Here is a 25,055-nt window from a genome sequence, read left to right as displayed (position 1 = left end):
CTGATCAAGGAATAGCTTGGCCCTAGCTGGCTCAGCAATAATGAAATCAAAAAGAAAAGGATAATGACTATGTCACGCCAAACGCCGTCACTTTCATTTGAAGTGTTCCCTCCAAACCCAGCTGTGGGTAATGATAAAATTATTTCAGCCTTGCAGGATATGCGGGAGCTGACACCGCACTTTATCAGTGTGACCGCCAGCAATAATAAATTTAATATCAAGGAAACAACGGTTCGTTTGGCTGACTTTATCCAGAATGATTTGGCGATTCCAACTATTGCCCACTTGCCAGCTATCTATCTGACTAAGGAGAAGGTTGCAGAGACACTTGCGGACTTGGATAAGGTTGGTGTGCGAAAAATCTTGGCTCTACGTGGGGACATCATTCCTGATGTGGAACCGCAAAAGGATTTCCGCTACGCAACGGACTTGATTGAGTTCATCAAGGAACAAGCGCCGCATTTTGATATTGTCGGAGCTTGCTATCCAGAGGGGCACCCTGACTCGCCAAACCAGATCTCAGATATTCAAAATCTCAAGAAAAAAGTGGATGCAGGTTGCTCAAGTCTCGTAACGCAACTTTTCTTTGATAATGAGCGTTTCTATGATTTCCAAGATAAGTGTACCTTGGCAGGTATTGATGTTCCCATTCATGCGGGAATCATGCCTATTCTTAACCGTAACCAAGCGCTTCGTCTCTTGAAAACGTGTGAGAATATCCACCTTCCACGTAAATTTAAGGCCATCTTAGACAAGTATGAGCATGACCCTGAGTCGCTCAGAGCAGCAGGACTTGCCTATGCAGTGGATCAGATCGTGGACTTGGTCACTCAGGATGTCGCAGGTGTGCATTTGTATACCATGAACAATGCTGAAACAGCCAAATACATCCACCAAGCAACCCATGCCTTGTTTAATCATCAGTCTTTAGGGTAATAAAAAGCAAACCATTCTTCTCAAGCGAGGGGGATGGTTCCTTTTTAATAGAAAAGCCCGCACTTTTTAAGAAAAATATGATAAAATAGACTCTGTACGTACTTGATACAAAGATGAGGGTATAAAAGTTTTAAAGGCTTTGTCGATTCTCAATTTTATGATAGAAATTTTTTCATAATTTGTTCTTTTCAGTATTTAGTTTGAGCGACACGAACGAGTCAAATCGATGTTATTTGACGAGAGAGTTAGTAAAGCATTTAGCTAATCGCCTAATAGCGATTAGCGTGAAAGGATTAGATGCTTTAGCATCAAACCTTTCTAATGATTTGTATCTTGAAAATTGAACTCGGCCGAAAAGCTGTGTAAAAAAGATAAACTGTCTTGTCTTCATCGAAGACTTCGCCAGTTTCCTATTTTTACTTTGCTTTTTGCGACCTTAGTATCTTGATCTTTGTAGGCAAGGCGTATAATTTCATCAATCCAAAGGGGATTAAAATGACAAAACAAGTGTTTCAAACGACTTTTGCAGGTCGTGAGTTAATTGTAGAGACTGGTCAGGTTGCTAAGCAAGCAAATGGCTCTGTTGTCGTGCGTTACGGTGAGTCAACTGTCTTGACTGCGGCCGTTATGTCTAAGAAAATGGCAACTGGGGATTTCTTCCCACTTCAAGTTAACTACGAAGAAAAAATGTATGCGGCTGGGAAGTTTCCTGGTGGCTTTATGAAACGTGAAGGACGTCCTTCTACTGATGCGACCTTGACAGCGCGTTTGATCGACCGTCCAATCCGTCCGATGTTTGCGGAAGGTTTCCGTAACGAAGTGCAAGTCATCAACACAGTTCTTTCTTATGATGAAAATGCATCTGCACCAATGGCAGCCATGTTTGGTTCATCATTGGCCTTGTCTATTTCAGATATTCCATTTGACGGACCAATCGCTGGGGTACAAGTGGGTTATGTCGACGGCCAAATCATCATCAACCCTACTCAAGAACAGGCAGAGCGTTCGCTTCTTGAATTGACAGTAGCTGGTACCAAGCACGCCATCAACATGGTTGAGTCTGGTGCCAAAGAATTGTCAGAAGAAATCATGTTGGAAGCCCTTCTCAAAGGGCACGAAGCTGTTAAAGAATTGATTGCCTTCCAAGAAGAAATCGTTGCTGCTGTTGGTAAGGAAAAAGCAGAAGTGGAATTGCTTCATGTGGATGCGGACTTGCAAGCTGAAATCATCGCAGCCTACAATAGTGACCTCCAAAAAGCGGTTCAAGTAGAAGAAAAATTGGCTCGTGAAGCTGCAACTCAAGCAGTTAAAGACCAAGTGACTGCTGTTTACGAAGAAAAATATGCAGACCACGAAGAATTTGATCGTATCATGCGTGATGTGGCTGAAATCTTGGAACAAATGGAACACGCTGAAGTGCGCCGTTTGATTACAGAAGATAAGGTACGTCCTGACGGTCGTAAGGTTGATGAAATCCGTCCTTTGGATGCGGTTGTTGACTTTCTTCCTCGTGTGCACGGTTCAGGTCTCTTTACTCGTGGGCAAACTCAAGCCCTTTCAGTCTTGACCTTGGCTCCGATGGGAGAAACTCAAATCATCGATGGTTTGGATCCAGAGTACAAGAAACGCTTTATGCATCACTATAACTTCCCGCAATACTCAGTAGGGGAAACAGGTCGTTACGGTGCGCCTGGTCGTCGTGAAATTGGTCATGGGGCTCTTGGAGAACGTGCTCTTGCTCAAGTCTTGCCAAGCTTGGAAGAATTCCCATACGCTATCCGTCTGGTAGCAGAAGTCTTGGAATCAAATGGTTCTTCTTCTCAAGCTTCTATCTGTGCGGGAACTCTTGCCCTTATGGCTGGTGGTGTGCCAATCAAGGCGCCAGTAGCTGGTATTGCCATGGGTCTCATCTCTGATGGAAATAACTACACTGTATTGACAGATATCCAAGGTTTGGAAGACCACTTTGGAGACATGGACTTTAAGGTGGCAGGTACTCGTGAGGGGATTACAGCCCTTCAAATGGATATCAAGATCCAAGGAATTACTGCAGAAATCTTGACTGAAGCCCTTGCTCAAGCCAAGAAAGCTCGTTTTGAAATCCTTGATGTGATTGAAGCAACCATTCCAGAAGTTCGTCCAGAATTGGCCCCAACTGCACCGAAAATTGACACCATCAAGATTGATGTGGACAAGATCAAGATTGTCATCGGTAAGGGTGGAGAAACCATTGATAAGATTATCGCTGAAACAGGCGTTAAGATTGATATCGACGAAGAAGGAAATGTATCTATCTACTCTAGCGACCAAGATGCCATTAACCGTACCAAAGAAATCATCGCTGGCTTGGTTCGTGAAGCGAAAGTGGATGAAGTTTACCATGCTAAGGTTGTTCGTATCGAGAAATTTGGTGCCTTTGTCAACCTCTTTGATAAGACAGATGCACTTGTTCACATCTCAGAAATGGCTTGGACTCGTACCAACCGTGTCGAGGACTTGGTAGCTATCGGTGATGAAGTCGATGTTAAGGTTATCAAGATTGATGAAAAAGGCCGTATCGATGCCTCTATGAAAGCCCTTCTTCCTCGTCCGCCAAAACCTGAGCATGATGAAAAAGGTGAAAAGTCTGAGCGACCTCACCGTCCACGTCATCACAAGGACCACAAACCGAAGAAAGAATTTACAGAAACACCAAAAGATTCAGAATAAGAAAAGGAGAAATGTATGGGATGGTGGCGCGAAACCATTGATATTGTAAAAGAAAATGATCCAGCGGCACGCAACAGTTTGGAAGTTTTGCTGACTTATCCAGGTGTCAAGGCCTTAGCAGCTCACCGTCTCTCGCATTTTCTCTGGAAGCACGGCTTCAAACTCCTAGCTCGGATGCACAGTCAGTTTTGGCGCTTTTGGACTCAGATTGAGATCCATCCGGGTGCCCAGATTGACTCAGGTGTTTTTATCGACCATGGTTCAGGCCTGGTGATTGGAGAGACGGCGATTGTTGAAAAAGGCGTTCTTCTCTATCACGGAGTGACTCTAGGCGGTACGGGAAAGGATACAGGCAAACGCCACCCGACTGTGCGAAAAGGAGCTCTCATATCAGCCCATGCCCAAGTCATCGGACCGGTAGAAATCGGTGAAAATGCCAAGGTTGGTGCAGCTGCAGTAGTCGTGGCAGACGTACCTAGTGATGTGACGGTTGTCGGTATTCCAGCTAAGATCGTCCGAGTTCATGGACAGAAGGATGAACCAACAATCCACGAAGTCGAAGAAAAACGCGAGTACTACGTCAATAAACTAGAGCAGGCTAGAGAAGCCAGTCACAGATCGTCGGGGTTGTAGAGGATACCTATATGATTCAAGCAAGAAACAAGTTAAGCCAAGAGGAGTTATCTGAGGCGAAAAAACTAATTGACTGTTGCCAAGCCTATGATGGAACTTATCGTGACCCCTATCTTTCTAACATGCTTAATTTTGACCCAAACATGCCCGCCTTTTTCCTTTATTATGAAAAAGGCGAACTTGTTGGTCTATTAACTGTCTATGCTGATGACCAAGATGTGGAAGTGACGATACTGGTTCATCCAAATCATCGCCGTCAGGGAATTGCGTGTGCTTTGTTTACGAGTTTTGAGAAAGAAACGGCTTCTTTCCCTATTCGTTCAGTTACTTTTCAGACAGAACGTATTTTTCTAGAGCGTCATCCTGATTTTGTCAGCAACTGGGGATTGGTCGAGGATGAAGAGACAGAAACCTGGTTAGGTAAGGATAGAAGACCTTATCAGTTAGTAACTGTTTCTAATCTTGAAGTTTTGTTAGCAGATAGTTCGTATCAGGAGCAAATTAGCCAGTTAAAATTTCAGGCATTTTCAGAGGAACATGAATCGAGAGAAGTTGTGGATAGATATGTCGTTGAAGCTCTGAAGGATTCAGAAAGTCGCCTATATATTTTATTAAAAGACGGTCAGGTTATTGGGACTTGCACGGTAGATTTATCGACTAATACGAATTACTTCTACGGTTTAGCAATATCAGAACTTGAACGTGGCAAAGGCTACGGAAGCTATTTAGCAAAATCCCTAGTCAACCAACTGATTGAGCAAAATGATAAGGAATTTCAGATTGCAGTAGAGGACTGCAACGTAGGTGCCAAGCGCTTGTATGAAAAAATCGGCTTTGTCAAACAGACACAGGTGATTTATCTGAAAGCAAAAGTGTAGAACTAGAAAGGTAACTACAAGAATGGCAGTATATTTTTACGGCTGTATCACCATGGATGGCTACTTGGCAGACAGCCAGCACAGGATAGACTGGCTGCATCAGCTTGGTTCTGTAGAGGATACAGGTTATGATGACTTTTACAGGCAAATGGATATCACCATCATGGGCAAGCGGACCTTTGAGGAAATCCAAGATTTGCAAGATGTAGAAAGTTTTTATCAAGCTACGGAAAACTATGTCTTTACGCATGATAGGCACCTGCCTGTCAGCAATTACCAGCCAGTAGCTGGGGATGTGGTGGACTTTGTTCAGCAGATTGACAAAGGCAAAAATGTCTTTGTGATTGGTGGTAATTCCTTGGTAGGACCGCTCTTGGATGCGGATCTTTTCGACCACCTCGTTATTCAGATAGCGCCCCTTATCCTAGGAAAGGGGGTTCCCCTCTTTACCCAAGAGGAAGGGCAGCGCTTTTACCAACTGGATAGCCTCAGACAATTTGGCCCTTTTGCAGAGCTGGTTTTCAGCCGAAAAAGTCAGAAATAGAGAAGGGAGTGGACCGCATGATTAAAATTTACGACACCATGTCTCGTGATTTGCGAGAATTTGTCCCAATCGAAGAAGGAAAGGTTCGCATGTATGTCTGTGGGCCAACGGTATACAACTATATCCACGTAGGGAATGCCCGATCGACGGTGGCTTTTGATACCATTCGCCGTTATTTTGAGTACCGTGGGTATGAGGTTGCCTATATTTCCAATTTCACAGATGTGGATGATAAGATTATCAACCGTGCCAAGGAAGAAGGTATCACGCCTCAGGAGGTTGCGGACAAGTATATCGCTGCCTTTCGTGAGGATGTGACAGCTTTGGGCGTCAAACCTGCGACTCGCCATCCGCGCGTAGTAGAGTTTATGGCTGACATCATTCGTTTTGTGGAAGACTTGATTGAAAAAGGTTATGCTTACGAGAGTCAAGGAGATGTTTACTTCCGCGTGGAAAAATCTCACAACTATGCTAAGTTGGCTAATAAAACCTTGGAAGATTTGGAGCTAGGTGCTTCAGGTCGTACCGATGAAGAAACAGCTCGCAAGGAAAATCCTGTAGACTTTGCCCTTTGGAAAGCTGCAAAACCAGGCGAGATTTCTTGGGACAGTCCTTGGGGACCTGGTCGTCCGGGCTGGCATATCGAGTGTTCGGTCATGTCGACAGAGATTCTAGGTGATACTATTGATATTCACGGTGGGGGAGCCGATCTGGAGTTTCCGCATCATACCAATGAAATTGCCCAGTCAGAAGCAAAAACAGGCAAGACTTTTGCTAACTACTGGATGCATAATGGCTTTGTCAATATCGACAATGTCAAGATGTCCAAGTCTTTGGGCAACTTCATTACGGTACACGATGCCCTCAAAACCATCGATGGCCAAGTGCTTCGTTTCTTCTTTGCCACTCAGCATTACCGCAAGCCTATCAACTTTACCGAAAAAGCAGTGCGGGATGCAGAGACTAATCTCAAGTATCTGAAGAACACTTACGAGCAACCATTTTCTGGGACTGTAGATGCTCAAGAGTTACAGGACTTTAAAGATAAGTTTGTAGCCGCTATGGATGAGGATTTCAACTCCGCAAATGGTATCACAGTTGTCTTTGAAATGGCCAAATGGATCAACTCCGGCAACTATGATGCAAGTGTTAAGGAAGCTCTTGCGGCTATGTTGGAAGTCTTTGGGATTGTCTTTGTTGAGGAAGTTTTGGATGCAGACATTGAAGCCTTAATCCAAAAACGTCAAGAAGCGCGTGCCAATCGTGACTTTGCGACAGCAGACCAAATCCGTGATCAATTAGCGGCTCAAGGAATTAAGCTCCTTGACACCAAGGATGGAGTGAGGTGGACACGTGATTGATGTCAATCTCATTAACGGGATTGCCCTAGCTTTTGAAGGAGATGCGGTGTATTCTATGTATATTCGTCGTCATCTCATCCTCAAAGGTATGACCAAGCCCAATAAACTCCACCAAGAGGCGACTAAGTATGTGTCAGCCAAGGCTCAGGCTCGCTTGATTGCCCTCATGTTGGAAGAGCAAGTCCTGACGGAAAAAGAAGAAGAAATCTATAAACGAGGTCGCAATACCAATAGCCACACAAAGGCTAAAAATGCGGATGTGGTGACCTACCGCATGTCTACTGGCTTTGAAGCGGTCATGGGCTATCTCCATCTGACTGAAAATGTGGAGCGTCTAGAGACCATAATTTCTTGGTGCATCCAAAAAGTGGAGGGCTAGAATATGATTGCAAAGGAATTACAAGACTGGTTTCCTGAAGCTCAGATTTCAGATCAGCCAGTAGAGAAACCAGGCTATCTTACTCTCCCTTTAGCTTCTAAGCAGTGGATTTTACTGGAGGAAGCTGGGCTCAGCGAGCGTGAAAAGCAGCTGGTTGCCCTTTTGACCCAGCAGGAGCAGGCTCGTTCGCTCAATCCTTGGTATCCCTATCTGATTGAGGGGAAGGGGCAGGCACCGCAAACTTTCAAAAAGATTCAGCTGGTTTATTGCCATCTTTCCTACTTCCAACAGGAAAATCTAGCCTCTTGGCTAGACATGATGCGGACTCTTTTTCCTAATTGTCAGACGGTGCTACAGGTCGGAGCTCAGGATTATGTATTTGTGCTTCAACAAGATAAATACAGCTCTGTTCGTTCAATCTTATCTGATACGATTGAGGCAGTTGAGTATGACTTTGGCCTTCGTCTGTCTATCATGTTAGGCCAGGTGTGGTCTCAGACAGGCCCTCAAGCTCTATCAGACTTAATCAAAGCGGAGTGGGACTTGTTTAAGACTTGGTGGCGTCAAGGTCATCAAGGTGTTCACACTTTTTCACAACTCTATCTCTGGAGTCTTGGGGAAGGGCTTGTGGATCTGAGGGTTATTAAAGAATGCCTGCATCAGATGATCTTGGATCAGGACCAGATTCAGGAAATTATTCTTTCTCTTTGGGAAAACAGTGCTGTCTTAACCAAAACTGCCCAGCAACTCTACCTGCATCGCAATTCTCTCCAATACAAGATTGATAAATGGGAAGAATTAACAGGGCTTCAGTTAAAAGAATTGACAGATTTGACCTTATGTTATCAGTTGATTTTACCAGATATTCTCTAAAGTTTTGTGCAAGTTGCACAGAACTTTTTTATTTTTTTGGTCACCTTGCCATAGAAATATAAAGCGTTTTCATTTATAATAAAACTATCAAAAATAAAAGGAGTTCACCTTCCATGGTAGAATTAAATCTTAAAAACATTTACAAAAAATATCCAAATAGCGAACACTACTCAGTTGAAGATTTCAACTTGGACATCAAAGACAAAGAATTTATCGTTTTCGTAGGTCCATCAGGATGTGGTAAATCAACAACTCTTCGTATGATCGCTGGTCTTGAAGACATTACAGAAGGTACTGCGTCTATCGATGGTGTGGTTGTCAACGACGTAGCTCCAAAAGACCGTGACATCGCCATGGTATTCCAAAACTACGCTCTTTACCCACACATGACTGTTTATGACAACATGGCTTTCGGTTTGAAATTACGTAAGTACAGCAAAGAAGACATCGACAAACGTGTACAAGAAGCTGCAGCAATCCTTGGTTTGAAAGAATTCTTGGATCGTAAACCAGCTGACCTTTCAGGTGGTCAACGTCAACGTGTTGCCATGGGTCGTGCCATCGTCCGTGATGCAAAAGTGTTCTTGATGGACGAGCCTTTGTCAAACTTGGATGCCAAACTTCGTGTATCTATGCGTGCTGAAATTGCGAAGATTCACCGTCGTATCGGAGCTACAACTATCTACGTAACTCACGACCAAACAGAAGCAATGACACTTGCCGACCGTATCGTTATCATGTCAGCAACTAAAAACCCTGCTGGTACAGGTACTATCGGACGTGTAGAACAAATCGGTACTCCTCAAGAAGTTTATAAAAATCCAGTTAACAAATTTGTTGCAGGATTCATCGGAAGCCCAGCTATGAACTTCATCAACGTAAAATTGGTTGGTAGCGAAATTGTTTCTGACGGTTTCCGTTTGAAAGTTCCAGAAGGTGCTTTGAAAGTTCTTCGTGAAAAAGGCTACGAGGGAAAAGAATTGATCTTCGGTATTCGTCCAGAAGACGTGAATGCAGAGCCTGCTTTCCTTGAAACATTCCCAGAATCAGTTGTCAAAGCTACTATCTCAGTATCAGAATTGCTTGGTTCAGAATCTCACCTTTACTGCCAAGTTGGTAAAGATGAATTTGTTGCAAAAGTGGATGCTCGTGACTACTTGCAAACAGGTGCAACAGTTGAACTTGGATTCGACTTGAACAAAGCACACTTCTTCGATGTAGAAACTGAAAAAACAGTCTACTAAGATAAATAAAATAACAAAGCACTGCAGAGTCTCTCTTGCAGTGTTTTGTTATTTTAAATGCTTAGTCTAGGCATGAAAACAGGCTTTTCTAGTTTTAATATTCTTAAAAAAGTGATAAAATGGTAGGAAGAATTGGAGAGAATAAATGCCGAAAGAAGTGAATCTGACGGGCGATGAGGTTGTCGCTTTAACGCAAAAATATTTATCAAAAGAAGATGTTGCTTTTGTACATAAAGCCTTGGTTTACGCAGTTGAATGCCATAGTGGTCAATATCGTAAATCTGGCGAGCCCTATATTATTCATCCCATTCAGGTGGCAGGGATTTTAGCCAAGCTCAAGCTAGATGCCGTGACAGTTGCCTGTGGTTTTTTGCATGACGTGGTTGAGGATACGGATGCGACACTGGATGATTTAGAGCAAGAGTTTGGTCATGATGTTCGCATTATTGTTGATGGGGTGACTAAGCTTGGTAAGGTCGAGTACAAATCAATCGAGGAGCAATTAGCGGAAAATCACCGTAAGATGCTCATGGCCATGTCTGAAGATATTCGTGTTATCTTGGTCAAACTATCTGACCGCTTGCATAACATGAGGACGCTCAACCACCTACGAAAGGACAAGCAGGAACGCATTTCCAGAGAAACCATGGAAATCTATGCTCCACTTGCTCATCGTCTGGGGATTTCCAGCGTCAAGTGGGAGTTGGAAGACTTGTCCTTCCGTTATCTCAATCCAACTGAGTTTTACAAGATCACTCATATGATGAAGGAAAAACGCAGAGAGCGTGAGGCTTTGGTCGATGAAGTCGTGACAAAGTTAGAGGACTACACTTCCGAACGCAATCTAAAAGGGAAAATCTATGGCCGTCCCAAGCATATCTACTCTATCTATCGCAAGATGCAGGATAAGAAGAAACGCTTTGAGGAGATTTATGACCTGATTGCCATTCGCTGTATCTTAGATACCCAGAGTGATGTTTACGCCATGTTGGGTTATGTGCATGAGCTGTGGAAACCCATGCCAGGTCGCTTCAAAGACTATATCGCTAACCGCAAGGCCAACGGTTACCAGTCTATCCATACGACTGTCTATGGACCAAAAGGGCCGATTGAATTCCAGATTCGGACCAAGGAAATGCACGAAGTGGCTGAGTACGGGGTTGCGGCTCACTGGGCCTATAAGAAAGGCATTAAAGGGCAGGTCAACAGCAAGGAATCTGCTATTGGAATGAACTGGATCAAGGAGATGATGGAGCTCCAAGACCAGGCTGACGATGCCAAGGAATTTGTCGAGTCTGTTAAGGAAGAGTATCTGGCGGAGGAGATTTACGTCTTTACCCCAGATGGTGCGGTTCGCTCCCTACCAAAAGATTCAGGACCGATTGACTTTGCCTATGAAATCCACACCAAAGTCGGTGAAAAAGCGACTGGTGCCAAGGTCAATGGCCGTATGGTTCCACTGACAACCAAGCTCAAGACAGGGGATCAGGTTGAAATTATCACCAACCCCAACTCCTTTGGTCCGAGTCGTGACTGGCTCAACATGGTCAAGACTAGCAAGGCACGCAACAAGATTCGTCAGTTCTTTAAAAACCAAGACAAGGAATTGTCTGTTAATAAGGGACGCGAACTGCTGATTAATCAGCTCCAAGAGAATGGTTATGTGGCTAATAAGTATATGGACAAGCGTCACATGGACCAAGTCCTTCAAAAGACCAGCTACAAGACAGAAGACTCCCTCTTTGCTGCTATCGGTTTTGGAGAAATCAGTGCTATTACCGTCTTTAACCGTCTGACTGAAAAGGAACGCCGTGAGGAGGAACGTGCCAAAGCTAGGGCAGAGGCTGATGAGTTAGTTAAGGGTGGCGAGGTTAAGGTTGAGAATAAGGAGAAGCTCAAGGTCAAGCATGAGGGCGGTGTGGTCATTGAAGGCGCCTCAGGTCTCCTAGTTCGGATTGCTAAGTGTTGTAATCCAGTGCCGGGTGACAACATTGTCGGCTACATTACCAAGGGGCGTGGTGTGGCCATTCACCGTGTGGACTGTATGAACCTTCGCGCCCAAGAAAACTACGAACAACGCCTCCTTGATGTGGAATGGGAAGATCAATTCTCAAACAAGGAATATATTGCCCACATCGATATCTACGGCCTCAACCGTACAGGTCTCTTAAATGATGTTCTGCAAGTTCTTTCCAACACAGCTAAGAATATCTCAACCGTTAACGCCCAACCAACAAAGGATATGAAATTTGCCAATATCCATGTCTCCTTTGGTATTTCCAACCTCTCTACACTGACCACAGTCGTGGATAAAATTAAAAGTGTGCCAGAAGTCTACTCTGTCAAACGAACCAATGGCTAAGATCTAGAAAGGATTTTTATGAAAATCGTCGTTCAACGAGTTAAGAAAGCTCAAGTGAGTATTGAAGGTCAGGTTCAGGGGCAGATAGATCAAGGTTTACTGTTATTAGTCGGTGTTGGCCCAGAGGACCAAGAGGAGGATCTGGATTACGCAGTCCGAAAGCTCGTCAACATGCGGATCTTTTCAGATGCAGAAGGCAGGATGAACCTGTCTGTTAAGGATATTGAGGGCGCAATTCTTTCTATTTCTCAGTTTACCCTCTTTGCAGATACTAAGAAGGGGAATCGTCCAGCTTTTACAGGAGCAGCCAAGCCAGATATGGCAGCTGACTTCTATGACGCTTTCAATCAAAAACTGGCTCAGGAAGTACCTGTTCAGACAGGTATCTTTGGAGCAGATATGCAGGTTGAACTGGTCAATGACGGACCAGTTACCATTATCCTTGATACTAAAAATAGATAAGAAAACCAAGTCAGCCGGCTTGGTTTTTGTTTATAGACACTCCCAGAAAGAGGTATGTTTGTTGTAAAAGTCTGGATAGTTTTCTCTTAGGTGGCTAGCCGTCATATAATATAAAGTAGAATGACAGGAAGTAAAGACTGGAGTAAGAGAGTAGAAATATTGAGGGCCAGTGATTGCTAAAAAGACAAATAATAGAAAATCGCTGATGAGCACCCCTAAATAGTAGAGGCGAATTTTTTTGTTCATCTGAGGATAAATCTCAGAGAAATGTTTTTTGAGTCGGAAGACCAAGCGAGATAGCAGTAGTCCCTGAGCAAGGATGAAAATGAAGCAAAAAAACAGGCCTCTCTCCAAAGAAAGTTCGTATCGGGGTCTGAAAGTTACCAACAGTAGCAAATCGCTGACTGCAATGGCTGCAAAATGGATTCTAAAGAGCTTTTTCATAGGAAAACCTCCCTCTTTTATCTAGCTTCATTCTACACCAAATGAATGGGACTTACAAGCAAAATAATAAAAAATCCCTGAAAGGAACTTCTTTCAGGAATAAGGGGTTAGTTGATTTTTTCGACATAGAGTTGTTTAGCGATATCGATGCTAACTTGGAGGTCTTCACCTTTGTTGACCAGTGTAAAAGTATTGGAAAAATTATCAAACTGCTTAACTTGGAGTTGGTCACCAATATGAATCTCATGCTTTTCTAAGTATTTGAGTAGATCAAAGCTATCATGAACCCGAGTCAGGAGATAGGTTCCAGCCTCTTTGGTATCTGCTAGAGGTAGGTTGTTGATCTCAACCAAGAGTTCTCCTTTAACAGGAATAGTTCCACCGTGGGGACAGGTTTGAGGGAAGCCAAGCAGTTTATCCAATCTCTCCACAAAGAGGTCAGAGACAGTGTGTTCTAGAACCTCAGCTTCCTCATGGATTTGATCGCTGGTATAGTCGAGATGGTGAACTAGAAAGACTTCAATCAACCGATGCTTGCGATAGAGCTCAGAGACCAGTTCGAGGCCGATATCTGTCAATAGATAGCCGTTCTCCTTGTCCTTGAGGATGAGATTTTCACTTTTCATGCGTTTGATCATCTCTGTTACGGCAGGTGGAGAGACCTGCATACGGGCAGCAATTTCTTTATTGGTGATTTTTTGCATTTCCGTACCGATTTCATAAATACATTTTAGGTAGTCTTCTTTATTTGGCGTCATTCGTTCCCTCTTGTCTTTTCTCTCCATCTAGTATATCAAAAAAAGCTAGATTTCTCTAGCCTTCTGCCGTAATGGCTTTGATTTTAGTCCAGTTCTTTCACTGCAGCAATAGCAGCTTCAAAGTCTGGTTCCGTGTTGATGTTGTCAACGTATTCCACATAACGGATGATATTGTTAGCATCGAGAACAAAGACGGCACGTGCAAGGAGATGCCATTCGTTGATCAAGAGGGCATAATCGCGCCCGAAAGAATGGTCAAAGTAGTCTGAGAGCATGATGGCATTGTCAAGGCCTTCAGCCCCACACCAGCGTCCTTGGGCAAATGGTAGGTCCATAGAAACAGTAAGAACGACGGTATTGTCGAGGTTAGCTAGTTCTTGGTTGAATCGACGTGTTTGCGTTGAGCAGATACCGGTATCGATAGAAGGGACAACACTCAAGACTTTTTTCTTTCCATCAAAGTCAGCTAGCGTTTTTTTAGAGAGATCGGTTGTTGTAAGAGAAAAGTCAAGTGCCTTATCTCCGACTTGCAGTTGTTTACCTGTAAAAGTTACAGGATTTCCGAGAAAAGTGGTCATGAAACTACTCCATTCTTTTTTCTTTTATTTTACCGAGAATTGTCAGATTTTTCCAATGATTTGACTGGAAATTAAGCGATAAAAAAAACGACCGTTCATGTGAGAACGACGTTTTTCAGAGGCTTATACTCAATGAAAATCAAAGAGCAAACTAGGAAGCTAGCCGCAGGCTGTACTGGGGTACGGCAAGGCTAAGCTGACACGGTTTGAATTTGATTTTCGAAGAGTATTATTTTGCCAATCCTTCAGCAATCTTATCAAGGTTGTATTTCATCATGCTGTAGTAGCTGTCACCTTCTTTACCTTCTTCAGCGATTGAGTCAGTAAAGATTTGTGCGAAGATTGGGATGTTTGTGTCTTGTGAAACAGTCTTCATTGGACGGTCATCGACACTTGATTCAACAAAGAGTGATGGAACTTTTGTTTGGCGAAGTTTTTCAACCAAGGTCTTGATTTGTTCCGGTGTTCCTTCTTCTTCTGTGTTGATTTCCCAGATGTAGGCACTTGGAACTCCGTAAGCTTTAGAGAAGTATTTGAAGCATCCTTCGCTGGTTACGATGAGTTTCTTCTCAGCAGGGATATTGTTAAATTTCTCTTTGGCTTCCTTGTCCAGTTTGTCTAGTTTTTCAGTATAGTCTTTGAGATTTTTTTCATAGAATTCCTTGTTGCTAGGGTCTTTTGCAATCAACTGTTTAGCGATATTTTTAGCATAAATTATCCCATTTTCAAGGTTGAGCCAAGCGTGTGGGTCTTCTTTGCCTTTCTCGTTTTGACCTTCAAGGTAGATGATATCTACGCCGTCACTAACTGAAAAGTAGTCCTTGTTTTCAGTTTTCTTGGCATTTTCGACCAATTTGGTAAACCAAGCATTGCCACCTGTTTCAAGGTTGATACCGTTATAGAAAATCACATCAGCTTGAGAAGTTTTCTTTACGTCTTCAGGAAGTGGTTCGTACTCGTGTGGGTCTTGACCAACAGGAACGATACTGTGAAGATCAATCTTGTCACCAGCGATATTCTTGGTAATATCAGCGATGATTGAGTTAGTCGCTACAACCTTTAGTTTTTGGTTTGTAGATGCTGTATCTTTTTTCCCGCTAGCACAGGCAGCTAATCCAATGATAGAAAGAAAAAGAACGAGCAATGTACCTAATTTTTTCATTAGATTCCTCCAGAAGGGTTTCCCCTTATTTATTGATTTTTTTATTTTTTAGTTTCAAGTATCGTTGCTTAGGAGAGATAAAGAAACTGATTAAAAAGAAGCTGGCCGATGTGAGCACGATGCTGGACCCTGCTGCGAGATTGAAGCTATAGCCGATAAAGAGTCCCAAAACAGAAGCGGTTGCCCCTAGGGTTGATGAAAGAAAAATCATGCTCTTTAGGCTATTAGCATAAAGGTAAGCCGTCGCAGCTGGGGTAATCAACATGGCCACGATAAGAATAGTTCCAACACTTTGCATGGCGGTGACTGACACAAGGGTCAAGAGCACCATGAGCAGATAGTGGTAGAAATTAACGGGCATTCCCATGGCTTTAGCCAGGAGCTCGTCAAAGGATGTAATCAATAGTTGTTTAAAGAAAATCCCAATAATCAAGAGAATCAATGCCCCCACACCAATGGTAATCCACATGTCCGTATCTTGGACAGCGAGGATATTCCCAAAAAGGATATGGAAGAGGTCTGTCGAACTCTTGGCAACACTAATCAAGATGACACCTAAGGCTAAGAAAGATGAAAAGGTAATACCAATGGCAGTGTCACTCTTGATGATAGAGTTACCCTTGATGTAGGTAATGATAATGGAAGCCATCAAGCCAAAGATGATCGCTCCAATAAAGAAATCAATTCCCAGAATAAAGGAAAGGGCTACGCCGGGCAAAACTGCGTGAGAGATGGCATCTCCCATGAGAGACATTCCACGCAGGATGATAAAACATCCCACAGCTCCAGCAACGACTCCAATGACTATAGCTGTTATCAAGGCGTTTTGTAGGAAATGGAAATTTTGCAATCCATTGATAAATTCTGCTATCATAGGTCACCTCCATTAAAGAAGAGTTTGCTACCATAAGCTTTTTTGAGATTGGCTTCGGTAAAGGTTTCTTCAGTTGAACCAAGGTCTATTAATTCTCGATTGAGAAGCAAAACTTGGTCGAAATAATGGGGGACTTTGCTGAGGTCATGATGGACGATTAGAACTGTTTTACCAGCTTTTTTAAGATCTCTCAGCGTGTTCATGATAATCTCTTCACTAACCGAATCAATCCCGACAAATGGCTCATCTAGGAAGATGTAGTCAGCTTCCTGCACTAAGCAACGGGCAATCAACACACGTTGGAATTGTCCTCCTGAGAGCTGGCTGATTTGGCGATCAGCATAGTCTGAGAGTCCAACGATTTCAAGTGCATCTGCCACCTTTTTCCAGTGGCTGGCTTTTAAGGTGTGAAAGAGCGGTATGGATGGATAGAGTCCCAGAGAGACGCATTCCTTGACCTTGATAGGGAAATTGTAGTCGATATGGATTTTTTGCTCGACATAGGCAACTCGATTTAAAGATTTCTTGACTTCTTTGTCGTCGAGAAAGGCCTGACCTTCATGTGGGATAATTCCCAACATACCTTTTAATAAAGTTGATTTTCCAGCACCATTTGGACCAATAATTCCGGTAATAGTTGGTCCTTGGAGCACTAGTGAGATATCCTTTAGTGCCAGCGTTTCTTTGTAGGAGACGCTGAGGTGTTCAATACGTATCATAACAAATTCCTCCCTCCTGTATTTAATATACATTAAAAAAAAAATTAAGTCAAGNTAATTTTTAAAAAATTTAATAAAATAACAATAAAATGAAAGATACAAGAAATTTATTTTTGATTGCATTCCCTAGATTTTTTTGCTAAGCTAGGAATAAGTGAAAATATGAAAGCGAGAACAAGATGACACGTTATCAAGATGATTTTTATGACGCTATTAATGGCGAATGGGAAAAAACAGCTGTGATTCCAGCTGATAAATCTCGAACAGGTGGTTTTATTGACCTTGATGAGGAAATTGAAGAGTTGATGCTGGCGACTACGGACAAGTGGTTGGCAGGTGAGGATGTCCCAGAGGATGCTATCCTCGCCAACTTTGTTAAGTACCATCGTATGGTACGTGATTTTGACAAGAGAGAAGCAGATGGGATCAAGCCTGTCCTTCCTCTACTCAAGGAATACCAAGATTTGGAGAGCTTTGCAGATTTCACTAGCAAACTAGCAGCGTTTGAACTAGCTGGTAAACCAAATTTCCTCCCTTTTGGTATTTCACCAGACTTTATGGATGCCAGAACCAATGTGCTCTGGGCCAGTGCACCAGGCACCATCCTACCAGATACGACTTACTATGCTGAAGACCATCCTCAGCGTGAGGAACTCTTGACTCTTTGGAAGGAAAGTACCACAAATCTTCTCAAAGCCTATGATTTTTCAGATGAGGAAATCGCAGACTTACTAGAGAAACGATTGGAATTGGACCGTCGCATTGCAGCCGTGGTGCTTTCTAACGAAGAAAGTTCAGAATATGCCAAACTTTACCATCCATACACTTATGAAGATTTCAGGAAATTCGCCCCTGCCCTTCCTTTGGATGATTTCTTCCAAGCAGTTCTTGGACAGACTCCGGACAAGGTTATCGTAGACGAGGAACGTTTCTGGCAAGCAGCAGAGCAATTCTATAGTGAAGAAGCGTGGCCTCTACTTAAAGCAACCTTGATTTTGGGTGTGGTCAATCTCTCAACCAGCTACCTCACAGACGAGATTCGTGTCCTGTCAGGTGCTTATGGTCGTTCCCTTTCAGGTGTTCCAGAAGCTCAGGACAAGGTCAAGGCAGCTTATCACTTGGCCCAAGGTCCTTTCAAGCAGGCTCTTGGTCTCTGGTATGCGCATGAAAAATTCTCCCCAGAAGCTAAGGCAGACGTAGAGAAAAAAGTAGCGACAATGATTGACGTTTATAAGGAACGCTTGGCTAAGAACGACTGGCTCACACCTGAAACGCGAGACAAGGCCATTGTCAAACTTAATGTCATCAAGCCTTATATTGGTTATCCAGAGGAATTGCCAGAACGCTACAAGGACAAAGTAGTGGATGAAACTGCCAGTCTCTTTGAGAATGCCCTAGCCTTTGCGCGTGTGGAAATCAAGCACAGCTGGAGCAAGTGGAACCAACCGGTTGACTACAAGGAGTGGGGAATGCCAGCTCACATGGTTAATGCCTACTACAATCCTCAGAAGAACTTGATTGTCTTCCCAGCGGCCATTTTGCAGGCTCCATTCTATGATTTGCATCAGTCGTCTTCTGCCAACTACGGTGGTATTGGTGCTGTTATTGCTCACGAGATTTCTCATGCCTTTGACACAAATGGCGCGTCCTTTGATGAAAATGGTAGTCTTAAGGATTGGTGGACAGAAAGCGACTATGCTGCCTTTAAAGAAAAAACGCAGAAAGTCATTGACCAGTTTGATGGCCAAGAATCTTACGGCGCAACGATTAACGGAAAACTAACTGTATCAGAAAACGTTGCCGACTTGGGAGGAATTGCTGCAGCCCTTGAAGCAGCCAAGAGAGAACTAGACTTCTCAGCTGAAGAATTCTTCCACAACTTTGCTCGTATCTGGCGCATGAAAGGCCGTCCAGAGTTGATGAAACTCATGGCCAGTGTCGACGTGCACGCGCCAGCTAAACTCCGTGTCAATATCCAAGTGCCAAACTTCGATGACTTCTTTACAACTTATGATGTCAAAGAAGGCGACGGTATGTGGCGTTCACCAGAGGATCGTGTGATTATTTGGTAAGACAAAGAGTCTGGGACAAAAAGATTTTGATTTTAGGAATTCTTTATTATAAATTTTTAAAATCGATAGATTAGACAAAAAAGCGAACAAAACAGAATTCTGAATGTCAGATAACTCGTTTTGTTCGCTTTTTTATATCTAAGGTTAGACTTTTGTCCCAAACTCTTTTGCTTGCTAGAAAAAGGGATTAAAGGTCTTTTCGTGAGCGATGGTCGTAGCTGGACCGTGTCCAGGGTAGACATCGTAGTTAGGGAGGGTGAAGAGTTGCGTCTGAATGCTATGGAGGAGTTGTTCCGTGCTACCTGTAGGAAGGTCTGTTCGTCCGATGGTTTGGCGGAAAAGAGCATCTCCGGTCAAGACTAGATGAGCATCAGGAAAGACGATAGAAACACCGCCAATAGAGTGTCCTGGGGTTGGTAGAACTGTAAAACGGAATTCCTCAAGCTGGTATTCTTCATGAAAGACAAAGGTATGTTCTGCTGGTTTTGCAACCACATCTGGCATATCATCGTGACGAGGGAGACCAGAGAGATTATCTACGGGTGTATAAAGCCAGCTAGCTTCACTCTCTGCTACATAAACTGGGGGATTTCCAAAAGTCTCACGAACCAAGTCCAGACTCATGATATGGTCGTAGTGGGTGTGGGTCAGGAGAATTGCACAGACTGGTTTGTTGATTTTCTCAATAGTCTTGCGAATAGCCTCCCAATGGCTACCTGGGTCAACTACAATTAGGTGTTGCTCTCCTTCTAGGTAGTAGGTGTTTTCATATGCAACGGGATTCACGGTTTTATGGATTTTCATACTGGCTCCAATCTCAAAGAATGTACTGATATCAGTATAACACATAAGAGAAGGCTTAGGGTATTAGAAAGTCTTTTTCTACCTTAACGATTTTTCCAAGCTTGGTAGCGAGTATCAATCAAGAGTTGGGTTAAGCGCCCCATGGTTTCTCTTTCTTCGGGAGTGAGGGATTGAGCTTGGACAAAGAGTTGGTGAATATGTTCAATGACCTTGAAAGAAGAAAGGTCGTTGATAGAGGAGATGCCTGCATCAAGAATGATTCCAAAAAAGAGGTCGAAGTAGAGCTGCAATTCTTCGTCAGGAACAGTCTCAACCCATTCCTTAAAGGTAGCATCGACTTGCTGGCTGTCACTATTGGTCTCGTCTAGTTGGACAAAGTGTTTGTCTTCAACCTGCCAACTAAAGGTGTCATGCTGGGCAAGACCACCTAGGGCAGTGCTTCGAACGACGATTTTTTTATCAGGAATTTCCAGCATCATCCCGATGATAGAACCTTGTGGGACAAACACTTTCGTTCTTTCCATCATGTTTTGATAGCCTGGCGTTTCGGTTAGTTCCTTGTGAAGTCCAGGGGCATCAAAAGTATAGACAGCGATAATATTTTTCTGCAAGTTTGGATCAAGGTGACTGGTAGCATAGACGGCTAGATTGCCCCCTTTTGAGTGTCCTGCTAGGATAACCTTTTGGTCGGGATGTTGAACAAAAAAGTCCTGTAAATACTGGAGGGCATGTTTTTGAGCAGGAATTTCCCTCATATAGGTCATATGGAAATCTTCTTTCCAACCAATGATGCTGTCATCCGTTCCGCGAAAAACAAGCAAATAGGTATCGAGACTGATACGATAGGTCATGGCTGCAAACTGTTTTTGCAATTCAGGATTGATATCGTTGATAAAGTCTGAGAGCTTGCAATTTTTAAACCGTTTGTGTTGAGCGAGTTGATCCAATAACTGGAGGCGGTTTTTATTGGTCAACATCGTCGTGTCTCTAGGGACTTGAGATGCTAGATCTATGAGGCGATTTGGTTCTTGGGCAACTACATCATCAAAAGTAAGGTAGGTTAATTCAGTAAGGGCAAGAACATCTAACTCATTCACGGGGAGGTCATAAAAGGAATCGTATGCTACATCATTTAAGTAGTCAAAAATATTAGCCATAAAAGCTCCTTTCTCTATGTTTATCCTATCACATTTACCTAGAATTAGCTAGTAGGCTTGTTCGAATGACCTAGTAGGATTTGATTGAAATACATAGAAGATAGATTGCTCCTATTTCAAACCTCTAAACGAGCTTGCTTGAATGTTTTTGCTATCGACTCCATTTTCCTTTAAAAAAGTCTTCATCTCATTTACATCATCAGGATGACCTGTGATGAGATAGCTGGCTTGATTGCCGTATTCATCAATAGCACGTTTTAAAAATGCTTGACTTTGAGAAAGTTCATTGCTAGTTTTATAAGTAAAATTCGATGTCTTTTGAGACAGTTCCTTCATCTCATTATCGAAAATAGTAACTCCTTTGTCAAAATGGTTGAGAATAATCGGACATTTACCAGCCCATTCTTTGATAAGGGGGCGTAGAGCAGAAATACCAACATCAGATGCAAAGCAAACTAGTGGCTTATTCGTATCTTTAATAGTCAAAGAGGAATCCAGCCAACTCATCTCAATCTCACTGCCAGCCGGTAAATGTGTCAAGGTGTTCTTAAAGTTGCTACCACTATTATGAGTCAAAATGAGAATTCCATCTTCATCAGGTGTGGAGGCAATGGTTAGCCATCGACTGGTTTGCTCTCCCTTAGCTTCATATTTACTAGCAGTAGACGAGGTATCAGGGAGTGTAAACTTAGCATAAGCCCCAGCTTTCCAGATTTGATGACTCGGTTTTGTGATATGAATTAAATATAGATCTCCGCTGGGATTTTCGATGGATTTTATCGATAATGTCTGGCTTCGTCCAAGATAAGCGATGGCACTCCAAGTTATAATACATAGCGCTCCAAGTGTTGATAGAATGATAATAAACATTTTTTTACCTCTTTTCATTTTTTATGACTCCTGTTCTTAATTTTATGAATGAACTTAAAATAAATTCATTCATATTTTTTCTAAAAAATAAAGAAATCCATTCTTTATTTTAGAACTCCTTTAATGAAGTTGGTTGCAAGTATTTCAACGGTCTTGCCAATATCTGGAAAATCTTTTTCTGTGATATGCATATCCATGTAGTAAAACAGATTATAAACCTGTAAAATATCTTGAATCTTTTCTGGCGAGTACCCTTCAGCCTGCATACGATTTGTAAAAGTTTTAACTAGAAACTGATGAAAAGGATTTGCGACTTTGCCTTCCTCTGAGGAATAGTAGCTGTGTAACTCATCTGCTATGGCAGGATTGTACCATTCTGCAAGGATTTTATTGGAAGAAACGAGAGTTCTGGACTGAGCAAAGAGTTGACCAATGAGGTCGGTCATGTCAATTTCCCAATCTAGTTCTTCGATCATAGCTTGGCGAACACGGTTGTTTTCATCTATATAGATGTCTAGAAAAATGGCTTCTTTACTTTCGTAATAGTTATAAAAAGAGCCAACTGCCACCCCAGCTTGCCTAGCAATTTCTGAAATTCCTGTCGCCTTGTAACCTTTTTTCGAAAAAACGTCATAAGCCGCTGTTTTTAAAGCTTGTTTTTTGTCCAATCTGATTTAACCTCCTTTATTTAATGAATGAATAAATTGATTTATTCATTCACATTCTAACAAATCATGGCTAGCTTGTCAATAAGAAGGCTAAACCTATTAAATAAGTGAAAGAAACGCTAACTAAATGAACACAAAAAGGAAAATATAGGATAAGGCTGGAACTATACTTAAAAATAAGGTATGATATCAGTGGGAATGTTCTCTATATAGCATCTGTTTACTGATCTGGATTTGTGGGGAATAGGCTGCTAAACAGTATGAGACACTGATCCGTAGATCTGATATGAAGGGTTTTGATACTTTGAGAAATAGCAAAGGAGGAGCGCATGCACAAGATTTTACTAGTAGAAGATGACCAAGTTATTCGGCAACAAGTGGGAAAACTGCTCTCTGAGTGGGGTTTTGAGGTCGTTTTGGTAGAAGATTTTATGGAAGTTTTGGCTCTTTTTGTTCAGTCGGAACCTCATTTGGTTCTCATGGATATTGGCCTGCCTCTTTTTAATGGTTACCACTGGTGTCGGGAGATTCGTAAGATTTCTAAGGTGCCCATTATGTTTCTGTCTTCGAGAGACCAGGCTATGGATATCGTCATGGCGATCAATATGGGAGCGGATGACTTTGTGACCAAGCCTTTTGACCAGCAGGTGCTTCTTGCCAAGGTTCAGGGCTTGTTGCGCCGTTCCTATGAGTTTGGCCGTGATGAAAGTCTGCTGGAGTATGCGGGTGTGATCCTCAATACCAAGTCCATGGACCTGCACTATCAGGGGGAAGTTCTGAATTTGACCAAGAATGAATTTCAAATTTTGCGGGTTTTGTTTGAACATGCGGGCAATATCGTGGCGCGTGATGACCTGATGCGGGAACTCTGGAACAGCGACTTTTTCATCGATGACAATACCTTGTCTGTCAATGTTGCTCGTTTGCGCAAAAAGTTGGAGGAACAAGGCTTGGCAGGTTTTATCGAAACCAAGAAAGGGATAGGATACGGACTGAAACATGCTTGATTGGAAATCATTTTTTCTAGCCTATCTGCGTTCTCGCAGTCGCGTTTTTGCCTATATTTTTTCATTAGGCTTTCTCGTCCTTCTCTTTCAGTTTTTATTTGCTAGTCTAGGAACTTATTTTCTTTATTTCTTTCTGCTAAGTAGTTTTTTGACCTTCTTATTTTTGGCTTGGGATATATTTGCGGAAGCTCAGGTTTACCGTCAGGAAGTGCTCTATGCAGAGAGAGATCCCAAGTCTCCTCTGGAATGTGCGCTAGCAGAAAAGCTCGAAGAGCTTGAATCTGAATTGTATCAAAAGAAGTCTGAAGCGCAAAGCAAGCTGACGGATTTGCTTGATTACTACACCTTATGGGTTCACCAAATCAAGACCCCCATTGCGGCTAGTCGCCTTTTAGTAGCAGAAGTCTCTGATCGGGAGGTCAAGCAGCAACTGGAACAGGAAATCTTTAAGATTGACTCCTATACCAATCTGGTTTTGCAGTACTTACGTTTAGAGAGTTTTCATGATGACTTGGTATTTGAACAGGTCCAAGTGGAGGACTTGGTTAAGGAGATGGTTCGTAAGTACGCACTTTTCTTTATCCAGAAGGGACTAACAGTCAATCTACATGATCTTGACAAAACTATCGTGACTGATAAGAAGTGGTTGTTGGTCGTTATTGAACAAATCCTTTCAAACAGCCTCAAATACACCAAGGAAGGTGGGCTAGAGATTTATATGGAAGGCCAGGAGCTTTGTATCAAGGATACGGGAATCGGGATAAAAAACAGCGATGTGCTCCGAGTCTTTGAACGTGGCTTTTCAGGCTACAATGGCCGTTTGACCCAGCAGTCATCTGGACTGGGCCTCTACCTATCCAAGAAAATTTCTGAAGAACTTGGCCATAAGATTCGCATCGAGTCTGAGGTTGGGATAGGAACGACCGTACGCATTAAATTTTCCAATATGAATCTGATGATTGAGTGAGCATAGTTGATGATAACCTTATCCATCTGTGGAATTTTTGCTCTAGTCTATATTTCTATTTTCATGATAACGTCTAGAAGTTACCGTAAGATTGTCCAGATGTAAAAAATATTACACTAGGAAACGACTAGAATATAGTCAAAAATAAAAGATGCAAAAATGAAAGAAAGTTATTTTGACGGAGGAATCCTAGATTATATTGGATACTCTATCTTAGCAGCCATAATTTGTGGACTTACCTTTGGGAACGCAACACCTTGGGCGGTTTGCATGATGCAAAATTGGAAAACAAAACACACGGTAGTAGATGGTCAACGTCTATACTTTGACGGGACTGGAGCACAACTATTCGGCTACTGGATCAAGTGGTTTCTTCTAATCATCATCACGTTTGGGATCTATGGCTTCTGGTTGAAAATAAAAATGGAGCAATGGAATGTCAAACACACTCATCATGTTTAAACATTAAAACGGCATCTTCTTTCAGAGGAGATACCGTTTTTTTCTTTTTCGTATAAGGAAACAAAAATTTCTTCCTTTCTCTATCTGTTAAATTGATAGATTTTTTTGGAGAAAGACTGTAAAATTTTTGAT

Annotated in this window: 25 protein-coding genes and 1 pseudogene; 16 read left to right on the top strand and 10 right to left on the bottom strand. The window is 42.6% G+C overall.

Annotated features, from left to right (window positions below; genetic code table 11):
- Positions 1 to 69 precede the first annotated feature (69 nt).
- The 11 genes from metF to dtd all read left to right on the top strand — a co-directional run bounded on the left by metF (position 70) and on the right by dtd (position 12,381).
- Complete coding sequence (metF, locus tag D8804_RS04155; protein ID WP_049479138.1) at positions 70 to 936, top strand: methylenetetrahydrofolate reductase [NAD(P)H]; 867 nt, start codon at positions 70 to 72, stop codon at positions 934 to 936.
- A 495-nt stretch (positions 937 to 1,431) separates the two neighbouring features.
- Positions 1,432 to 3,645 (top strand): polyribonucleotide nucleotidyltransferase, encoded by a 2,214-nt coding sequence (gene pnp, locus D8804_RS04150; protein WP_096753653.1) that lies wholly within the window; start codon positions 1,432 to 1,434, stop codon positions 3,643 to 3,645.
- 15 nt (positions 3,646 to 3,660) lie between these two features.
- Entirely contained in the window at positions 3,661 to 4,278 is a 618-nt protein-coding gene (gene cysE, locus D8804_RS04145; RefSeq protein ID WP_061421303.1) for a serine O-acetyltransferase, read from the top strand.
- A gap of 11 nt (positions 4,279 to 4,289) precedes the next feature.
- Entirely contained in the window at positions 4,290 to 5,156 is an 867-nt protein-coding gene (locus D8804_RS04140) for a GNAT family N-acetyltransferase (protein ID WP_125398936.1), read from the top strand.
- Positions 5,157 to 5,178: 22 nt separating this feature from the next.
- Positions 5,179 to 5,700, top strand: coding sequence for a dihydrofolate reductase family protein (locus D8804_RS04135; RefSeq protein ID WP_084877765.1), 522 nt, complete (start codon positions 5,179 to 5,181; stop codon positions 5,698 to 5,700).
- 17 nt (positions 5,701 to 5,717) lie between these two features.
- The gene (gene cysS / locus D8804_RS04130; RefSeq protein ID WP_125398935.1) at positions 5,718 to 7,061 is read left to right on the top strand and encodes a cysteine--tRNA ligase; all 1,344 of its coding nucleotides are present in this window, start codon (positions 5,718 to 5,720) and stop codon (positions 7,059 to 7,061) included.
- Positions 7,054 to 7,440, top strand: coding sequence for a Mini-ribonuclease 3 (locus tag D8804_RS04125; protein WP_000567911.1), 387 nt, complete (start codon positions 7,054 to 7,056; stop codon positions 7,438 to 7,440). The genes cysS and D8804_RS04125 overlap by 8 nt, the downstream gene beginning before the upstream one ends.
- A 3-nt stretch (positions 7,441 to 7,443) precedes the next feature.
- Positions 7,444 to 8,313, top strand: a complete 870-nt coding sequence (locus D8804_RS04120) for a helix-turn-helix domain-containing protein (RefSeq protein ID WP_125398934.1) — start codon at positions 7,444 to 7,446, stop codon at positions 8,311 to 8,313.
- 113 nt (positions 8,314 to 8,426) lie between these two features.
- Complete coding sequence (locus D8804_RS04115) at positions 8,427 to 9,557, top strand: ABC transporter ATP-binding protein (protein ID WP_000229945.1); 1,131 nt, start codon at positions 8,427 to 8,429, stop codon at positions 9,555 to 9,557.
- Between the two features lie 145 nt (positions 9,558 to 9,702).
- Positions 9,703 to 11,919 (top strand): RelA/SpoT family protein, encoded by a 2,217-nt coding sequence (locus tag D8804_RS04110; protein WP_125398933.1) that lies wholly within the window; start codon positions 9,703 to 9,705, stop codon positions 11,917 to 11,919.
- Positions 11,920 to 11,937: 18 nt separating this feature from the next.
- Positions 11,938 to 12,381 carry a D-aminoacyl-tRNA deacylase gene (gene dtd / locus D8804_RS04105; RefSeq protein WP_125398932.1) on the top strand — a complete coding sequence of 148 codons (444 nt, stop codon included), beginning with the start codon at positions 11,938 to 11,940 and terminating at the stop codon, positions 12,379 to 12,381.
- A 30-nt stretch (positions 12,382 to 12,411) separates the two neighbouring features.
- Here dtd and D8804_RS10195 read toward each other — a convergent pair whose 3' ends face one another.
- The 6 genes from D8804_RS10195 to D8804_RS04070 all read right to left on the bottom strand — a co-directional run bounded on the left by D8804_RS10195 (position 12,412) and on the right by D8804_RS04070 (position 16,916).
- Positions 12,412 to 12,825 (bottom strand): hypothetical protein, encoded by a 414-nt coding sequence (locus D8804_RS10195; RefSeq protein ID WP_125398931.1) that lies wholly within the window; start codon positions 12,823 to 12,825, stop codon positions 12,412 to 12,414.
- A 107-nt stretch (positions 12,826 to 12,932) separates the two neighbouring features.
- Positions 12,933 to 13,583: a metal-dependent transcriptional regulator gene (locus tag D8804_RS04095; RefSeq protein WP_000188535.1), complete on the bottom strand. Its 651-nt coding sequence runs from the start codon at positions 13,581 to 13,583 to the stop codon at positions 12,933 to 12,935.
- 83 nt (positions 13,584 to 13,666) lie between these two features.
- Positions 13,667 to 14,161, bottom strand: a complete 495-nt coding sequence (gene tpx, locus D8804_RS04090; RefSeq protein WP_000206536.1) for a thiol peroxidase — start codon at positions 14,159 to 14,161, stop codon at positions 13,667 to 13,669.
- Between the two features lie 229 nt (positions 14,162 to 14,390).
- Positions 14,391 to 15,323, bottom strand: a complete 933-nt coding sequence (locus tag D8804_RS04080; RefSeq protein ID WP_125398930.1) for a metal ABC transporter substrate-binding protein — start codon at positions 15,321 to 15,323, stop codon at positions 14,391 to 14,393.
- Positions 15,324 to 15,348: 25 nt separating this feature from the next.
- Positions 15,349 to 16,197 carry a metal ABC transporter permease gene (locus D8804_RS04075; RefSeq protein WP_045617553.1) on the bottom strand — a complete coding sequence of 283 codons (849 nt, stop codon included), beginning with the start codon at positions 16,195 to 16,197 and terminating at the stop codon, positions 15,349 to 15,351.
- On the bottom strand, positions 16,194 to 16,916 hold the full coding sequence (locus tag D8804_RS04070) for a metal ABC transporter ATP-binding protein (RefSeq protein WP_125398929.1): 723 nt from the start codon (positions 16,914 to 16,916) through the stop codon (positions 16,194 to 16,196). The genes D8804_RS04075 and D8804_RS04070 overlap by 4 nt, the downstream gene beginning before the upstream one ends.
- Before the next feature lie 179 nt (positions 16,917 to 17,095).
- Between D8804_RS04070 and D8804_RS04065 the strand changes: the two genes are divergently transcribed.
- Positions 17,096 to 18,988, top strand: coding sequence for a M13 family metallopeptidase (locus D8804_RS04065; RefSeq protein ID WP_125398928.1), 1,893 nt, complete (start codon positions 17,096 to 17,098; stop codon positions 18,986 to 18,988).
- 174 nt (positions 18,989 to 19,162) lie between these two features.
- Here D8804_RS04065 and D8804_RS04060 read toward each other — a convergent pair whose 3' ends face one another.
- From D8804_RS04060 to D8804_RS04045, 4 genes are all read right to left on the bottom strand, one after another.
- On the bottom strand, positions 19,163 to 19,792 hold the full coding sequence (locus D8804_RS04060) for an MBL fold metallo-hydrolase (protein ID WP_125398927.1): 630 nt from the start codon (positions 19,790 to 19,792) through the stop codon (positions 19,163 to 19,165).
- An 83-nt stretch (positions 19,793 to 19,875) separates the two neighbouring features.
- Entirely contained in the window at positions 19,876 to 20,949 is a 1,074-nt protein-coding gene (locus tag D8804_RS04055) for a DUF2974 domain-containing protein (protein WP_125398926.1), read from the bottom strand.
- 111 nt (positions 20,950 to 21,060) lie between these two features.
- Entirely contained in the window at positions 21,061 to 21,837 is a 777-nt protein-coding gene (locus D8804_RS04050; RefSeq protein ID WP_125398925.1) for a ferredoxin reductase domain-containing protein, read from the bottom strand.
- Between the two features lie 86 nt (positions 21,838 to 21,923).
- Entirely contained in the window at positions 21,924 to 22,493 is a 570-nt protein-coding gene (locus tag D8804_RS04045) for a TetR/AcrR family transcriptional regulator (RefSeq protein ID WP_125398924.1), read from the bottom strand.
- Between the two features lie 323 nt (positions 22,494 to 22,816).
- On the opposite strand from D8804_RS04045, the gene D8804_RS04040 reads away from it, so the two are divergent.
- The 4 genes and pseudogenes from D8804_RS04040 (at position 22,817) to D8804_RS04025 (ending at position 24,923) form a co-directional block, all read left to right on the top strand.
- On the top strand, positions 22,817 to 23,494 hold the full coding sequence (locus tag D8804_RS04040; protein WP_125398923.1) for a response regulator transcription factor: 678 nt from the start codon (positions 22,817 to 22,819) through the stop codon (positions 23,492 to 23,494).
- A complete protein-coding gene (locus tag D8804_RS04035) occupies positions 23,487 to 24,461 on the top strand; it encodes a sensor histidine kinase (RefSeq protein WP_125398922.1) in 975 nt (324 codons plus the stop codon). The genes D8804_RS04040 and D8804_RS04035 overlap by 8 nt, the downstream gene beginning before the upstream one ends.
- Positions 24,462 to 24,467: 6 nt before the next feature.
- Positions 24,468 to 24,566 (top strand): annotated as a pseudogene (locus D8804_RS10450) (peptide ABC transporter); the annotation flags it as partial.
- A 54-nt stretch (positions 24,567 to 24,620) separates the two neighbouring features.
- The gene (locus tag D8804_RS04025) at positions 24,621 to 24,923 is read left to right on the top strand and encodes a DUF898 family protein (protein WP_125398921.1); all 303 of its coding nucleotides are present in this window, start codon (positions 24,621 to 24,623) and stop codon (positions 24,921 to 24,923) included.
- Positions 24,924 to 25,055: the final 132 nt, after the last annotated feature.

This window comes from Streptococcus oralis (genome assembly GCF_003944215.1).
Lineage (GTDB): Bacteria > Bacillota > Bacilli > Lactobacillales > Streptococcaceae > Streptococcus > Streptococcus oralis_BI.
The sequence above is the reverse complement of the archived record's forward strand: the minus strand, read 5'-3'. Positions and strand labels throughout refer to the sequence as shown.